Source organism: Planococcus sp. SSTMD024, assembly GCF_041320495.1.
GTDB lineage: Bacteria > Bacillota > Bacilli > Bacillales_A > Planococcaceae > Planococcus.
In genome coordinates this window covers 13912-30490 of the sequence record NZ_JBGGNS010000006.1, presented here as the reverse complement: position 1 = coordinate 30490, position 16579 = coordinate 13912, and the positions used below count along the sequence as shown (strand labels likewise).

At 51.2% G+C, this 16579-nt stretch carries 13 protein-coding genes, 1 riboswitch and 1 other annotated feature; of the genes, 5 read left to right on the top strand and 8 right to left on the bottom strand.

What is annotated here, in order from left to right:
- The first annotated feature begins 41 nt into the window (after positions 1 to 41).
- Positions 42 to 1328, top strand: a complete 1287-nt coding sequence (locus AB9R92_RS01325) for a BaiN/RdsA family NAD(P)/FAD-dependent oxidoreductase (RefSeq protein ID WP_370667807.1) — start codon at positions 42 to 44, stop codon at positions 1326 to 1328.
- Positions 1329 to 2059: 731 nt separating this feature from the next.
- Here AB9R92_RS01325 and leuS read toward each other — a convergent pair.
- The 3 genes from leuS to AB9R92_RS01310 all read right to left on the bottom strand — a co-directional run bounded on the left by leuS (position 2060) and on the right by AB9R92_RS01310 (position 6154).
- Complete coding sequence (leuS, locus tag AB9R92_RS01320) at positions 2060 to 4471, bottom strand: leucine--tRNA ligase (protein WP_370667745.1); 2412 nt, start codon at positions 4469 to 4471, stop codon at positions 2060 to 2062.
- A gap of 85 nt (positions 4472 to 4556) precedes the next feature.
- Positions 4557 to 4751 (bottom strand) — a binding site (T-box leader).
- A 44-nt stretch (positions 4752 to 4795) separates the two neighbouring features.
- A complete protein-coding gene (locus AB9R92_RS01315; protein WP_370667744.1) occupies positions 4796 to 5449 on the bottom strand; it encodes a 3-oxoacid CoA-transferase subunit B in 654 nt (217 codons plus the stop codon).
- Positions 5450 to 5467: 18 nt separating this feature from the next.
- Entirely contained in the window at positions 5468 to 6154 is a 687-nt protein-coding gene (locus tag AB9R92_RS01310; RefSeq protein ID WP_370667743.1) for a CoA transferase subunit A, read from the bottom strand.
- 173 nt (positions 6155 to 6327) lie between these two features.
- Between AB9R92_RS01310 and mnmL the strand changes: the two genes are divergently transcribed.
- Positions 6328 to 7281, top strand: coding sequence for a tRNA modification radical SAM protein MnmL/YtqA (gene mnmL, locus AB9R92_RS01305; RefSeq protein ID WP_370667742.1), 954 nt, complete (start codon positions 6328 to 6330; stop codon positions 7279 to 7281).
- Positions 7278 to 7847, top strand: a complete 570-nt coding sequence (mnmM, locus tag AB9R92_RS01300; RefSeq protein WP_370667741.1) for a tRNA 5-(aminomethyl)-2-thiouridylate-methyltransferase MnmM — start codon at positions 7278 to 7280, stop codon at positions 7845 to 7847. Before mnmL ends, mnmM begins: the two co-directional genes overlap by 4 nt.
- A 46-nt stretch (positions 7848 to 7893) precedes the next feature.
- Here the strand turns inward: mnmM and AB9R92_RS01295 are convergent, their stop codons facing one another.
- The 4 genes from AB9R92_RS01295 to AB9R92_RS01280 form a co-directional block, all read right to left on the bottom strand.
- The gene (locus AB9R92_RS01295) at positions 7894 to 8916 is read right to left on the bottom strand and encodes a zinc-binding alcohol dehydrogenase family protein (protein ID WP_370667806.1); all 1023 of its coding nucleotides are present in this window, start codon (positions 8914 to 8916) and stop codon (positions 7894 to 7896) included.
- Between the two features lie 62 nt (positions 8917 to 8978).
- Complete coding sequence (locus tag AB9R92_RS01290) at positions 8979 to 10577, bottom strand: pyruvate oxidase (RefSeq protein WP_370667740.1); 1599 nt, start codon at positions 10575 to 10577, stop codon at positions 8979 to 8981.
- 100 nt (positions 10578 to 10677) lie between these two features.
- Positions 10678 to 11709, bottom strand: a complete 1032-nt coding sequence (locus AB9R92_RS01285) for an LLM class flavin-dependent oxidoreductase (RefSeq protein WP_370667738.1) — start codon at positions 11707 to 11709, stop codon at positions 10678 to 10680.
- 50 nt (positions 11710 to 11759) lie between these two features.
- Entirely contained in the window at positions 11760 to 12560 is an 801-nt protein-coding gene (locus tag AB9R92_RS01280) for an alpha/beta hydrolase (protein WP_370667737.1), read from the bottom strand.
- Between the two features lie 100 nt (positions 12561 to 12660).
- On the opposite strand from AB9R92_RS01280, the gene AB9R92_RS01275 reads away from it, so the two are divergent.
- Positions 12661 to 13170, top strand: a complete 510-nt coding sequence (locus AB9R92_RS01275; RefSeq protein ID WP_370667736.1) for a gamma carbonic anhydrase — start codon at positions 12661 to 12663, stop codon at positions 13168 to 13170.
- A gap of 34 nt (positions 13171 to 13204) precedes the next feature.
- Here AB9R92_RS01275 and metK read toward each other — a convergent pair whose 3' ends face one another.
- On the bottom strand, positions 13205 to 14401 hold the full coding sequence (gene metK, locus AB9R92_RS01270) for a methionine adenosyltransferase (RefSeq protein ID WP_370667735.1): 1197 nt from the start codon (positions 14399 to 14401) through the stop codon (positions 13205 to 13207).
- Between the two features lie 202 nt (positions 14402 to 14603).
- Positions 14604 to 14714: riboswitch (SAM riboswitch) on the bottom strand.
- A gap of 237 nt (positions 14715 to 14951) precedes the next feature.
- Between metK and pckA the strand changes: the two genes are divergently transcribed.
- Complete coding sequence (gene pckA / locus AB9R92_RS01265) at positions 14952 to 16541, top strand: phosphoenolpyruvate carboxykinase (ATP) (RefSeq protein ID WP_370667734.1); 1590 nt, start codon at positions 14952 to 14954, stop codon at positions 16539 to 16541.
- Positions 16542 to 16579: the final 38 nt, after the last annotated feature.

Sequence of the window (16579 nt, the reverse complement as noted above, 5' to 3'; positions counted from 1 at the left end):
CGTGTATACTGAAAAGAAAAACGAAAGTGAGTTTTTATTATATGTATGACATCATCATCATCGGCGGAGGCCCATCCGGCTTAATGGCTTCCATCGCTGCCGCATCGAACGGCAAGCGCGTGCTGCTCGTCGAAAAAGGCAAAAAGCTCGGAAAGAAATTGATCATCTCCGGCGGCGGCCGCTGCAACGTGACCAACCGCCTGCCTTTGGAAGAAATCGTCCACCACATTCCGGGGAATGGCCGCTTCATGTACAGCCCGTTTTCGGTTTTCAATAACGAAGACATCATCGAGTTTTTCGAGAATCTCGGCGTGGCGTTAAAAGAAGAAGACCACGGCCGCATGTTCCCGGTGTCAAACCGCGCCCAAGACGTCGCGGATGCGATGTTTGGCGAGATGGACCGTCTTGGCGTCGAGCGAAAACTCGATTCCCCCGTCAAAAGCCTATTGATGGACGACGACAAAGTGACCGGCATCCGCCTGCACTCTGGCGAGGAATTCAAGTCGCACGCAGTCGTGGTCGCAGTCGGCGGCAAAGCGGTGCCCCAAACGGGATCGACCGGAGACGGCTATCCGTGGGCGGAAAAAGCGGGGCACACCGTCACCGACTTATATCCGACGGAAGTTCCCTTGTTATCGAACGAACCGTTCATTAAATCACGTGACTTGCAAGGGCTCGCCTTGCGTGATGTCGCCGTCACGGTGCTCAATAAAAAAGGCAAAGCGCTCGTCACGCATCAGATGGACATGCTGTTCACTCATTTCGGGCTGAGCGGGCCGGCCATCCTGCGCTGCAGCCAGTACGTCGTCAAGGAAATGAAGAAAAACGGCGGACAAGCGGTCACCGTCCGCATCAATTCCATGCCGGATGACAATGCGGAATCGGCGTTCCAGCTGCTTAACAAGCTGATGAAAGACGAGCCGAAAAAAGCATTGAAGAACGTCTGGAAAAGCCTGGCGCAAGAACGCTGGCTGTTGTTCCTGTTGGATCGTGCAGGCATCGACCCGCAGCTGACCGGCGCAGAACTGCCGGCCGATAAAGTCCGTGCGCTGGCAACTGAAATGACGGCGTTTTCGATGACCGTCTCCGGCACACAGCCGATTGAAAAAGCGTTCGTCACAGGCGGCGGCGTGTCGATCAAGGAAATCGAGCCAAAGACGATGCATTCGAAGAAAAAACCCGGCTTGTTCTTCTGTGGCGAGATCCTCGACATCCACGGCTACACCGGCGGCTATAATATCACTTCCGCCCTTGTCACCGGACACGTGGCAGGAAAAAACGCAGCCGAGTTCGCTGCTTCTTATCAAACCGAAAGTCCGATTGCATAGGCAATCGGGCTTTTTTCTTTGGAATGAAGCGAAAGAGAAAATGAGGCTTTACTTCTTAAAGTACACAGAATCAAAATTAGCGAGAGTTTTCTTGTAAAGATGTTGCTGAACATTGAAGTAAGTTTCTTCTTGGTATCCGCCACCTTGCTTTGGGTTGGCCTCTTGCAATAAGCCAGAAAGTACGCCTGTCTTAATGCGTCGGCTCACCCTTGACGCTCGGCGGCTGAGCGATTTCATTGTTTGACGACTTTTTAAAAAGGTCTGCTACTGTATCCAGTTGCCGGCTAGTGGGGGAATCGCTTCCCGATATGAAGCATCTGACTGGCCAGTCCTTGAATTGGAACGATTGTTATTTAATTTAGCGGTTGAAGACCGACGTCACTTCATTCTCTGACCTGGTTGAGCAAGCTCCAGAATATGATGCATCTCCACACCTTCTGCTGAGTGGGATAAATAACTTACCTTCCACTCTAAAACTAGGAGACGGAGTGAAAGGGGCGACGCCTGGGGGACCGAGCGGGCTGGCGAGACAAAGGTGGCGCGCTTTTTGCCACCTTGGCTCAACACCCGCCCCCCGGCAAGCGTCCCCTGAAACGCAGTCGAAAAGCAGAAGCCTTTACACTCATTTTTTTAATTCACTCTTGTCGCAACGATCTCTAAAACTTAACTTCCCCATTAATATTTAATACATAAAAAGCCGCCAGGGAAATTTCCCTGGCGGCTTTCATCTTTTATCCTACAACAATATTGACCAATTTCCCTGGAATGGCGATGACTTTGCGCACTTGCTTGCCTTCTGCCGCCTTTTGGACGTGTTCGTCGGCGAGTGCCGCTTCTTCCAGCTGTTCTTTCGTGCTGTCTTTTGCAACTGTCAGCTTGCTTCGTACTTTGCCGTTCACTTGGACGACGATCTCGATTTCATCGTCGACCAGTTTCGACTCGTCAAATGTCGGCCATGCTTCATACGTTACCGTTTCGCTATGCCCCAGTTTGTTCCAAAGTTCTTCGGCCAGATGCGGCGCGATCGGCGACAGCATCTTCACGAAACCTTCGATGTATTCTTTTGGCAAGTTGTCGGCTTTATACGCCTCATTGATGAATACCATCAATTGCGAAATCGCCGTATTGAAACGGAGGCCATCAAAGTCTTCGGTTACTTTCTTAACGGTCTGATGATACACTTTCTCCAGTTTCCCGTCATTTTGTTCAATGACTTTGCCGGAGATCGCCCCGTCTTCGATCAGCAAACGCCACACGCGGTCAAGGAAACGGCGCGATCCGTCGAGCCCGTTCGTCGACCAGGCGATCGACGCTTCGAGCGGCCCCATGAACATTTCGTACATGCGCAGCGTATCCGCGCCGTGGCTTTCGATGATTTGGTCCGGGTTGACGACATTGCCTTTGGATTTCGACATTTTTTCATTGCCTTCCCCGAGGATCATCCCTTGGTTGAACAATTTCTGGAATGGTTCTTTTGTCGGCACGACGCCAAGGTCGTACAATACTTTATGCCAGAAACGCGCATACAATAAGTGAAGGACGGCGTGTTCCGCACCGCCGATGTAGACGTCCACTGGCAGCCAGCGTTTCAACAGGTCCGGATCCGCGATTGCTTCGTCATTGGTCGGATCGATAAAACGCAAATAATACCAGCAGCTGCCTGCCCATTGCGGCATTGTATTCGTTTCGCGGCGGCCTTTCATGCCGGTTTCAGGATGCGTAACATTTACCCATTCTTCAATATTGGCAAGCGGTGATTCACCTGTCCCGCTCGGCTTGATATCCGTTGTGATTGGAAGTTCCAGCGGCAAGTCCGCTTCGTCAACAGGCGACATTGTGCCATCTTCCCAGTGGATGATTGGGATCGGCTCGCCCCAATAGCGCTGGCGGCTGAACAGCCAGTCGCGCAAACGATAGGTGATTTTTTTCTCGCCGACACCTTGTTGCTCGAGCCAGTCGATCGCTTTTTTGATCGCTTCGTTTTTAGTCAAACCATTCAAGAAATCGGAGTTGACGAGTTCGCCGTCGCCTGCATAGGCTTCTTCGTCAACGTTGCCGCCTGAGACGACTTCGACGATTGGCAAGTCGAATTGTTTCGCGAATTCATAATCGCGTTCGTCGTGTGCCGGTACGGCCATGATCGCGCCTGTCCCGTAAGTCGCGAGGACATAATCGGCAATCCAGATCGGCATTTTCTCGTCGCTTGCCGGATTGATCGCATAAGCTCCCGTGAAGACGCCTGTCTTGTCTTTTGCAAGATCCGTACGCTCCAAATCGCTTTTCGTTTTCACTTTATCAATATAGCTCTCGACAGCTTCGCGCTGTTCATCCGTTGTAATATCAAGCACCAATTTATGTTCAGGCGCCAAAACGGCATATGTTGCACCGAAAATCGTATCCGGGCGCGTCGTGAATGCGCGGAATGAATGCCCAGTACCATCGATCTTGAATTCAAGCTCTGCGCCTTCGGATTTGCCGATCCAGTTGCGCTGCATGTCCTTCAAACTCTCCGGCCAGTCAAGTTCATCCAAGTCTTCAAGCAGGCGGTCTGCATATTCCGTGATCCGCAACACCCACTGGCGCATCGGGCGGCGTTCGACCGGATGGCCCCCGCGTTCAGAAACCCCTTCGACTACTTCTTCGTTGGCAAGGACGGTGCCAAGAGCCGGGCACCAGTTAACCGCTACTTCATCGACATATGCCAAGCCTTTGTTGTAAAGCTGGATGAAGATCCATTGCGTCCATTTATAGTAATTCGGGTCGGTCGTGTTGATTTCACGGTCCCAATCATAGGAGAAGCCCAGTTCCTGGATTTGGCGCTTGAAGGTCTCGATGTTTTTCGCCGTGAATTCTGCCGGGTCGTTTCCGGTATCAAGCGCGTATTGCTCTGCCGGCAAACCGAATGCATCCCAGCCCATCGGATGAAGCACATCAAAGCCTTGCATGCGTTTTTGGCGACTCAAAATATCGGTCGCCGTGTAGCCTTCCGGATGCCCGACGTGAAGCCCGGCACCTGATGGATACGGGAACATGTCGAGTGCATAGAATTTTTCCTTGCCCGGCGTGTTCTCCGTTTTAAAGGTTTTGTTTTCCTGCCAGTGCATTTGCCATTTCTTTTCAATTTCCTTGTGGTTAAAAGACATTTCCGATTTTCCTCCTCTAAATACAAGCGGATGCCCGCATGCCTTGCATAGTTTTCAGCAAAATAAAAAATCCCGCCCCTTAAAACTAAGGGACGGGATCTTTCCCGCGGTACCACCCAAATTAGCGCTCATACGCTCAACTTGATTCCTTAACGCGGAAAACGGCGCAATCATTGCGCAGACTCCAAGGCGAGTTCAAACGTTCTGCATGCCGGCTCGCACCATCCGCCGGCTCTCTTTGCTGCATCCACGTTCTACTATTCCTCTTCACGGCCATTTGCTATTGATTTCATTTTAGCTGAGCGCTCATCTTTATGCAATAGCTCAATGTACTTTGACGCTATCGGTGTTCAGCTCGACATCGGTTGCAGAAACGACTTCGTCCACTGTATGGCCTTCGAACACTTCTTTTAAAACCAATCCGGAATCCGTCACTTCGATCACTGCGCGTTCCGTGATGATCAAATTGACGACCGCTTTACCGGTCAGCGGCAATTCGCACGCTTTCTTGATTTTCGCAGAGCCGTCTTTCGATACATGGTCCATGATGACGATGACTTTCTTCGCGCCGTGCACGAGATCCATCGCGCCGCCCATGCCTTTGATCATTTTCCCTGGGATCATCCAGTTGGCCAGGTCGCCGTTTTCTGCAACTTCCATGCCACCGAGTATCGCGACATCGATATGCCCGCCGCGGATCATTGCGAATGACTCAGCGCTGGTGAAAAATGCGGAGCCCGGGATCGTTGTGACGGTTTCTTTCCCGGCATTGATCAAATCGGGATCGACTTGATCTTCTGTCGGGTACGGCCCGATGCCGAGCAATCCGTTTTCGGACTGCAAGACGACTTGCTTATTGTCGGAAATGAAGTTCGCGACCAAGGTCGGCATGCCGATGCCGAGGTTGACGTAATCTCCGTCGTTGATTTCTTTTTCTGCACGCTTTGCGATGCGTTCTCTAATAGCCTGTTTGTCCACTGTTGTCCCCGCCCTTTCTTAACGCGTCGTCAAACGCTCGATTCGTTTTTCCTGGTCTGCTTGCAATAAGCCTTGCACATAGATGCTCGGCGTCTGTACATGGTTCGGGTCGATGTCGCCGATTTCCACCAAATGCTCGACTTCCGCAATCGTCACTTTACCGGCAGCTGCTGCCAACGGGTTGAAGTTCTGTGCGGTTTTGTTGTAGACAAGATTGCCCAATTTATCGGCTGTATGCGCACGTACCAGTGAGAAATCCGCTGTCAATGCCATTTCGAGCACATGTTCCTTGCCGCCGAACTCGCGTATTTCCTTGCCTTCCGCGACTAGCGTGCCGACGCCTGCCGGTGTGAAGAATGCCGGGATGCCGGCTCCGCCTGCGCGCATTTTTTCAGCGAGCGTGCCTTGAGGCGTGAGTTCCACTTCGATCTCGCCGGACAGCACTTGGCGTTCGAATTCCTTGTTTTCGCCCACATATGAGCCGATCATTTTTTTGATTTGCTTGTTTTTCAGCAATAACCCGAGGCCCCATTCATCGACTCCGCAGTTATTGGAAATGACGGTAAGGTCTTTTACCCCTTTATCGACGAGCGCCAGGATCAGCTGTTCTGGAATCCCGACCAGCCCGAATCCTCCCACCATGATGGTGGCGCCGTCTTGTATCGGTTCGACTGCCTCTTTGGCAGAATTGTAAATTGGTTTCATCGCGCGTTTCCCCCTCTGCAACATTAACTGAATTTTGATTCAATAAAACGCTTCCATTAACAATTTAACCAAAAGTCCATGGGAAACGCAACAAGGACAATGGACACACGATTTTTGGCGGCTTTTCGGCCGGCAGCAGCATGTTATAATGACAGCTAAGGAGTGGTTTGATAATGAACAATGAATTCCCCTTCCCGAGTGACGGGAAGCGCTACTATACATGGAACCGCCATTTACGCGGGCAATTCGGAGAAAAGATCATGAAAATCTCGCTCGATGCCGGATTCGATTGCCCAAACCGCGACGGCACCGTGGCATTCGGCGGCTGCACATTTTGTTCGGTTGCCGGATCCGGTGATTTCGCGGGAGACCGCGTCGACCCGATCCCTGTGCAATTCGAGCAAGTGAAAGCGAAAATGCACCGCAAATGGAAAGACGCCAAATACATCGCCTATTTTCAAGCCTATACAAATACCCATGCGCCGATCGAGGTCATTAAGAGACAGTTCGAAGCGGCACTCGCGCAGGAAAATGTGGTCGGCATCAGCATCGGCACACGCCCTGACTGTTTGCCGGATGAAGTCGTTGACTATTTAGGCGAACTCAACGAACGGACATATTTATGGGTGGAACTCGGCTTGCAGACTGTCCATGAGCGCACTGCGCAGCTCATCAACCGTGCGCATGATTTTGATACTTATAAAAATGGTGTCGACAAACTGCGCGCATACGGCATCAATATATGCAGCCACATCATCAACGGCTTGCCGCTTGAAGATAGAGACATGATGATGGAAACCGCCCGGACAGTCGCAAAGCTCGATGTCCAAGGCATCAAAATTCATCTGCTGCATTTACTGAACGGCACGCCGATGGTCAAACAATACGAAAGAGGCTTAGTCGAATTCATGGAAAAGGATGCTTATATCCAACTCGTCGCCGACCAGCTGGAAATCATCCCGCCCGACATGGTCGTCCAGCGCATCACTGGCGATGGCCCGATCGATTTGATGATCGGCCCGATGTGGAGCACGAATAAATGGGAAGTGCTGAACGGCATCGATAAAGAACTCGAAACCCGAGGCAGCTGGCAAGGGAAGCATTATGCCGGGAGTGTGGCATTATGACTTTGCAGCGCGTACTGCCTTTCACCAAATCGTTACTCACTGAAATCGTCCATGGAGGCGACAGTGTAGTGGACGCCACTGCCGGAAACGGCCACGATACCCATTTTCTGGCTGGACTTACCGGTGCCTCCGGAAAAGTCTACGCATTCGATATCCAACAACAAGCCATCGAAGCGACCAGTCAGCGCACAGAAGCGTTTTCCCATGTGGAATTGATCTGCGACAGCCATGCGAAAATCGATCAATATGTCATGGAGCCGATCGCAGCCGCCGTTTTCAATCTCGGCTATTTGCCGAAAGGCGACCATACAATCATTACAAAAGCTGACAGCACCTTGCAGGCGATCGAACAATGCTTGGAGCTCTTGAAAGCTGGCGGATTGGTGCTGGTGGTCATTTATTCGGGACACGATGGCGGCAGTGAAGAGCGCGACGCTGTGATGGATTACGTCAAGCGCTTGCCGCAAACCCGCTACGACGTCATGAAATACGAATTCATCAATCAGCAGCACTCTCCCCCGTTTTTAGTCGCAATCGAGAAAAAACAACAGCGCCGAAAGAAATAATCGTTAAATCAAAAGAGCAGCGTGCACATGCACGCTGCTCTTTCCTTTATTTCTCGACAGGGCCCTTGAGAACAATTTTCCCGATGGTCTTGCCGGACATCAATTTTCCGTAAGCTTCTTTCAAGTTTGCCGGATTGACTGGCGCCATTGTCTCATTGAGCGTCGTCTGGACCTTGCCGCTGTCTGCCCATTCCGACAGCTCATTCAATAACTGATGCTGCTCGATCATGTCCTCGGTTTGATACATCGAGCGCGTGTACATCAATTCGTAGACGAAGGTGACGCTTTTGCCAAACAAGGACGGCTCAAGCGGCTCGAACGCTGGCAAGATCGAACAGATTTTTCCTTGCGGCCGGATTGCTTCAGCCATGCCTTCCATATGGTCATCGACATTTGTCAGGCAGAAGATATAGTCTACTCCGTCGATTTCCAGTTCCTTCAATTGAGGCAGCAATTCCTGGTGATGATTGATCGTGTGATGGGCGCCGTGGTTTTTTGCCCACTCAACCGTTTCTGGCCTAGATGCCGTCCCGATTACGGTAAGCCCTGCCAAATTGGCAATTTGCGTAGCGATTGAACCGACGCCGCCTGCAGCGCCGATAATCAGGATGGTCTTGCCTTCATTGTCCTGCGGGTTTTTCGAAATGCCCAAACGCACAAACATGGCTTCCATCGCCGTCAATCCCGTCAATGGCAAGGCGGCCGCCTGTGCGAAGTCCAAGTTTTTCGGCTTGTTCCCGACGATGCGCTCGTCGACCAAATGAAATTGGCTATGGCCGCCTGCCCGGACATTGGTTCCTGCATAAAACACTTCATCGCCTTCTTTGAACAATGAACAATCACTTCCGGTCGATACCACAACACCCGCGACATCCCTTCCGACGATTGTCAAGGAATCATCGTCCGGTTTTTTCGAATCGCGCGTTTTGTAATCGGTCGGATTCACCGATACCGCCTTCACTTCGACAAGCAAATCGTGCCCTTTTGGTTCAGGTTTGTCCAACTCCACCGCTTCGAACTCAGGCGGTTGTTCCGTATTCCCCGGTTTGTAAAATCCTAGTGCTGTCATTTTCGAAGTCAATCCATTTCGCCTTCCTTTCATTTACATCAAATGTCTCATAGCCATTCCTTTTAGAATACAGCCGAGATGTCTTCCACGTATGCGTCGATGACGACGGGCTGTTTGCTTGCTTTCGCTTTTGATAAAGCATCTTGCAATTCAGCGCGCGTTTTTACCGTATAGCCTCCACCGCCGCACGCAATAGCGAACGCAGCAAAGTCGATATTGGCCAGCTCGACATTGGTCGGCTTATTGCCTGCCATTTTCTGTTCGTCTTCTATCAATTGAAGTTTCTGGTTATTGAAGACGACGATGATCATTGGCAGCTCGTATTTAACCGCAGTGACAAAATCCTGCATGCCCATGGAAAATCCGCCGTCCCCAACGATGGCGATCGCCTGTCTTTCCGGATACGCCAGTTTCGCTGCCATCGCTCCCGGCAAACCGCAGCCCATCGTGCCGAGCCAAGAAGACAAGACCAGCTTTTGGCCGGCTAACTGCAAATATTTCGCCGTCCAGATGGTGATGCTTCCGACATCGAGTGAGACGACAGCGTCCTGCTCCATGATGTGCTGGATTTCACCCAGGACTTGCTGGGGTTGAAGCCTATCGGTTTGTTTATCGACATCAGCACGCAATTTGTCATGCCAATCGCTTCTTTTTTCTTTGAATTCATCCAAGAAACCTGGATCTTTTTCACCTAATTGACCTGTCAACCAAGAAAGCGCCGGTCCAAGTTCACCGACTACCCCCACTGTCGCTGGGTAATACTTTCCAATCACGCGCGGATCAATATCGATCTGTATTGCCTGCGCCTTATCCGGCAGATACTCACGGTACGGATATGCGGTGCCTGCCAGAATAACCAGGTCCGCCTGTTTCATCGCCTGTTCAGCCGGTTCCGTTCCGAGTTGCCCGAGCTGCCCGAGGTTATTCGGGTGATTATCAGGAATCAATCCTTTTGCCGGAAGCGATGCAATCAGTGGGGCTTTCAGTTTTTCCGACAATGCCAACACTTCGCCGGATGCCTGCTGCGCGCCTTTGCCTGCCAGGATGACCGGCTTTTTGGCGGATTCCAATAGCTTTAACGCTTCCTTCAAATCTTCTTCCGCCGCCCGGACATGCGGCACGGAATATTCAGGAGAGGTCATCTCCTTCTCTCTTTTGATTTTGGTGCTGAATAGGTCGTCCGACACAACGAGCACAGCCGGGCCTTTTTCGGCATACGCTGCGCGCACCGCCTGATTGAGCATATCCGGCAATTGTTCGGCATTTTGCACGCGGCGGTTATAAACCGACACGTCTTCAAACATCGATTCCAATTTCAATTCCTGGAACGTATCGGTCCCGACAGAACTGCTGGTCACTTGCCCGACGATCGCGAGCACCGGTGTTTTGTCTTTCTTTGCATCATACAACCCGTTCTGCAAATGGATCGCCCCTGGCCCTGCAATTGACAGGCACACGCCGATGCGCCCGGTTAGTTTCGAATAAGCCGAAGCAGCAAGCGCCCCTGTTTCCTCGTGGCGGATCTGGATAAAACGAATGTCCACTTTGCGCAGTTCCTCCATCAATTCATTGATAGAGTCCCCGGGCATTCCGTAAATATGGTCTACATTCCATTGCTTCAATAGCTCGACAACGTGGCTGCCTGCGGTGCGTTCAAACATATCCATTCCTTCTTTCTTTATTTCTGTCGTTCCAACTCTTTATCCCCCCAGCCCATCTCTAAACCTTTTTTTGCAAACACGCAAAAAAGCAGCTGGCTGTTTATTCAACCTGCTGCTTCTTTTCGGACGTTCTTTTAACCATTTCTTCAGCGATCAATCGGAACGTCGTTAACTTATCATTGAAATCGTGGGCGACGGAAACGATCATCACTTCATCGGCGCCATATTCCGCGCCGAGCACTTCCAATTGATCCACCACTTGCACAGGGTCGCCGACGACCATGCGCCGGCGGTTTTCTGCGACGAGCAGCTTTTCGAACTTCGAATACTCGTAAGCAACGGCCTGTTCCGGAGGCGGCGTCCCGTCAGACGGCATGCCCTGCGCACCCATCGCAAGCGACAGGTCAAGTGAAGACGCGACATCTTCAGCCTGCTCCTGAGTTTCCTGGCATACGGCAAAAATCGCAAAGCCGGTATACGGTCTATTGCCGTTATGGGGAATGAAATTTTTTCTGTAGTTGGCTGCAAACTCCTGCCCGCCTTCGCCGTTGATGAAATGGGCGAACATATACGGCAAGCCTTTTTGGGCGGCTAATTGGGAGGACCCCTCGCCAGAGCCGAGCATCCAGATCGGCGGCGCTTTCGGCGGCACCGGAGTTGCGTTCATTCCGTAATAATCATGCGACTCGGGGATGCTGTTTTCCAAATACATGCGCAGCTCATCCAATTGTTCAGGAAAGCGCCCCGCATCCCGCAAGCGGCCATTCGATAAAGCGAACGATGCTCTCGGCATGCCGCCTGGCGCGCGGCCGACACCGGCATCGATGCGCCCTGGGTATAGGTTCTCCAGTAAATTGAAGTTCTCTGCCACTTTAAACGCCGAATAATGCGGCAACATGACGCCGCCAGAACCCAGGCGAATCGATGAAGTTTTTGCGCCGATATGGCTGATCAAGATTTCCGGTGAAGAGCCCGCCAAAGTTTTCGCATCGTGATGCTCCGACACCCAAAAGCGCGTATAGCCCCAAGCTTCTGCGTGAGTCGCCAGCTGGACCGTATCGGCAAGCGCTTCGCGGGCTGTCTGGCCTTGTGAGATCGGGGATTGGTCTAATATGCTGAAACGAAGTGACATGTTGATCTTTCCTTTCTATTCTTTAGTACAGGTGCTAGTGTAATGATGTTTTATTGGCTGCGGCGCATTTTTTCGGATTCCGCTGCCGCTTCAGCAAAGCGCAGCGCTGCCTGGAAGATCTCTTCCCGTTCCGGTTCCTGCAGCAAGTCGTGGTAGCAAAACGGCCATTCCTTGAATTGGAATTCAGCCATGGCTTGCTTAGACAGCCAAGTGCGCGCAGCAGCGGTTTGCGTAATCAAATCGCGCTGGCCTACGTGGAGCATGACCGGCAGATCGGGAAGCCGTGTTTGTGCTGCCTGCTCCAAATAGCCTTGCAATTCCTTCCACCAAGCCGGTGAACTGAACGCTTGGATCGTTTGATCGGTCTCCGCTGAATCGTCCTGGAACTTGCGTCTCGTCAAATGGCGCAATTCGATGCCATGGTCGATCTTTCCTTTTCCGGTAAGCTTGCTGATGCCCGACAAGGCAAGTGTTGGCTTGCTCGGCACTTTTTGCAATTCAAACCATGGCGATGTGAGAATAAGCGCTGCTATGGGATGGCGGCTTTCAGCAAGGGCATGGATGGCAACCGCTGCTCCGAGGCCGTGTCCGGCGAGCACGATCGGCAAATCATTTCCCGCTGCCAAACGCAGCAGTTCAGCAGCCGTTTTATCATACTCGAAAAATTGTTCACGGTGCACCGAATCATCTGCAGCTTGCGTCCCATGCCCCGGCAGGTCGCCCATGTAGACATGAAACCCGCTCCTGCGCCATTTTTCGATTTGCCATGCGTAACGCTTATGCTCTTCGTATGCACTATGGATCAACACGATAACGCCTTTTGCATCGCCTTCCGCTTGCCATTTCCACATAATCCGCGCCTCCCCTATGCAGCTTGATCGATTGACCTTTTCCGTTGTTTTGATACGATTAGAACTAATTACATCTTATCAAGGATAAAGGAGCTTTGCCATGATCTATCCATATAAAGACAAATCACCAAATATTGACAAATCGGCATTCATTGCTGATTACGCGACCATCACCGGCGACGTGACGATCGGCGAAAACTCCTCTGTCTGGTTTAACACAGTCATCCGCGGCGACGTGGCACCGACCATTATCGGAAAAAACACCAATATCCAAGATCTGTCGATGCTCCACCAAAGCCCGGACAACCCGCTGATTCTAGAAGACAATGTCACGATCGGCCATCAAGTGACCCTTCACAGCTGCAAAATCAAAAAAGGCGCTCTGGTCGGCATGGGCTCGATCATTCTGGACGGCGCTGAAATTGGCGAAGGGGCATTCATCGGCGCCGGAAGTCTCGTCCCGCAAGGAAAGAAAATCCCGCCAGGCACACTGGCGTTCGGACGCCCGGCAAAAGTGGTACGTGAACTGAACGAAGCGGACAAAAAGGACATGGAACGCATTGTCCGGGAGTATGCGGAAAAAGCCGCCTATTATAAATCACTCCAATAGAAAAAGCAGGCGGGAAAAATCCGCCTGCTTTTTATTATGCGTTTGCTTGTTGTTTCAAAGCATCCGCTTTGTCTGTGCGTTCCCACGGAAGGTCGACATCCGTGCGTCCGAAATGGCCATAAGCCGCTGTCTGTTTGTAGATCGGGCGGCGCAGGTCGAGCATCTTGATGATGCCGGCCGGGCGCAAATCAAAGTTTGCGCGCACGAGTTCGATCAATTTGTCTTCGCTGACTTTCCCTGTGCCGAACGTATCGACCGCAATCGATACCGGATGTGCCACGCCGATTGCATAGGCTAGCTGCACTTCACATTTATCGGCAAGGCCAGACGCGACGATATTCTTCGCCACATAACGGGCTGCATACGCGCCGGAACGGTCGACTTTTGTCGCATCTTTACCGGAGAATGCGCCACCGCCATGTCGTGCATAACCACCGTACGTATCAACGATGATTTTGCGGCCTGTAAGCCCTGCATCACCTTGAGGCCCGCCGATGACAAAGCGTCCTGTCGGGTTGATGAAGTATTTCGTTTCGGCGTCAAGCAGTTCGGCCGGCACGACTTCGTTGATGACGTATTCTTTCAAGTTGCGTTGGATTTGCTCCAACGATACTTCAGGATGGTGCTGCGTCGAAATGACGATCGTATCGACACGCACTGGTTTATTGTTCTCATCATATTCAATCGTTACTTGCGTTTTGCCATCAGGGCGCAAATACGGCAAGATTTCTTCTTTGCGCACTTCTGCCAAGCGGCGTGCGAGTTTGTGCGCCAGGCTGATCGGCAATGGCATCAATTCCTCTGTTTCGTTTGACGCATACCCGAACATCAAGCCTTGGTCGCCTGCTCCGATCTCATCCAACTCTTTGTCGGTCATCTGGCCTTCACGCGCTTCAAGTGCCACGTTGACGCCGGCAGCGATATCCGCCGACTGCTCATCAATCGCTGTCAACACTGCGCTCGTCTCGGAATCGAATCCGTATTTCGCACGTGTATAGCCGATCTCTTTGACGGTCTGGCGGACGACTTTCGGAATGTCTACATATGTGGATGTCGTGATTTCACCTGCGACAAGGACGAGCCCTGTCGTTACAGTCGTCTCGCATGCGACACGCGCATTCGGGTCTTCTGTTAGGATCGCATCCAGGATTGCGTCTGAAATTTGGTCGCAAATTTTATCCGGATGCCCTTCTGTTACTGATTCTGATGTGAATAATCGACGGTTTGTCAAAAAAAGTTCCTCCTTATATCCTGCGAGATTGCTCTCGAAATTGATACGGTACTCATTTTCCCATGTCAAGTCCGTTTCCACCTATGGAATTGAACTTCCAGCTTTTTCAGCCTGCACACGAGGATTAAGGGCATTCCATAAAAAAATCCCTTCACTCATCTTAATACATGAGGAAAGGAATAATCATCATAAGCACCTTTCACTCTTATCGTCCAAGGCATTCGCCTTGCTTCAGGTTGGGCACCATCGCTGCAATTGCAGCAGGTTGCCGGGTTTCATCGGGCCTGCACCCTCCACCAGCTCGGAATAAGAGTATCCGTTCAATTTCCCATCATACGGAATGCGGCCCCAGCTGTCAACGTTTTTACCGGAAACGGTTGCCAGACGTTTAAGCATGCAGCTTTTTCTACTATTAAAAATTCACAAATCATGAACATTGATAGATTTCTAGTTATTAGTATAGACTAATCGCGTTAATGTGTTATACTAATGTTCGAATATACATCTTCCCCATTCATTTGGGAATAAACGAAAAGGAAGGTACATATATATGACTTCAGTGAATCTAGCAAATGATTTGAAAGAGCTTTTGAACGGCTCCAATGTCAATATCCAACTATCCGTCCCCCAATTGGTAGAGGCAGCAACATCCCGCGGGGAGGCAGTATTGACGCGTGAAGGCGCAGTCAAAGCGGAAACAGGCAAATACACTGGCCGTTCGCCTAAAGACAAGTATATGGTAGAAGAGGCGATTTCGAAAGACAAAATTGACTGGGGCAGCGTCAATCGCCCGATTTCCTCTGAAATCTTCGAAAACCTATATGCTAAAGTCCTCAATCATTTGAAAGAAAAAGACGCTTTGTACGTCTTCAAAGGCTTTGCCGGCGCGGATCCCGAGTCCCGCCTTGCGATTCAGACGATTAACGAATATGCGTGGCATAACCTGTTCGCCCATCAATTGTTCATCCGCCCGACTGCGGAAGAACTGAAGGCGCATGAAGCTGAATTCACTGTCGTTTACGCCCCGACTTTCCACGCAGACCCTGCAGTGGACGGAACGGATTCCGAAACCTTCATCATCGTTTCGATGGAAAAGAAAATCATTTTGATCGGCGGTACGGAATACGCAGGCGAAATGAAGAAATCCATCTTCTCGATCATGAACTACATCCTTCCTGAAAAAGGCATCCTGCCGATGCACTGCTCGGCGAATGTCGGAAAAAATGACGATGTCGCCTTGTTCTTCGGACTTTCCGGTACAGGGAAAACGACTTTGTCGGCTGACCAAGACCGCAAATTAATCGGCGACGATGAGCACGGCTGGTCCGATAACGGCGTCTTTAACATCGAAGGCGGCTGCTACGCAAAAACGATCAACTTGTCGCGTGAAAACGAGCCGCAAATCTTTGACGCTATCCGTTTCGGCTCGGTCCTTGAAAACGTAGTCGTTGACGAAGATACGCGCATCCCGGATTACGACAACGGATCGCTGACAGAAAACACGCGTGCAGCATACCCGATCGATGCCATCGATAACATCGTCGTCCCTTCTGTCGCAGGTCACCCGAAGACGATCGTCTTCTTGACGGCGGACGCGTTCGGCGTATTGCCTCCAATCAGCAAATTGACCAAAGAACAAGCAATGTACCACTTCCTAAGCGGCTATACATCGAAACTTGCCGGCACAGAACGCGGCATCACATCACCAGAAGCGACATTCTCGACGTGCTTCGGCTCACCATTCCTCCCGCTTCACGCGACCGTCTATGCGGAAATGCTCGGCGACAAAATCGATGAGCACGGTGCAGATGTTTACCTCGTGAACACAGGATGGACTGGCGGCATCTACGGAGTTGGAAGCCGGATGAAATTGTCCTACACACGCACGATGGTTCGCGCAGCGATCCGCGGCGACTTGAACGGCGTGGAAATGGAACATGAATCCGTCTTCGGCTTGAATATGCCGAAAGAAATCCCAGGCGTTCCGACTGAAGTATTGAACCCGCGCAATGCATGGGCTGATAAAGAAGCTTATGACCAAAAAGCACAGGAATTGGCGAAGAAGTTCAAAGACAACTTTGAAAAATTCGGCACTGTGGATGCTGGCATCAGCCAAAAAGGCGGCCCTACCCATAACTGATCCAATCATAAAAGGACGAAGAGAAATGGTCATTTCTC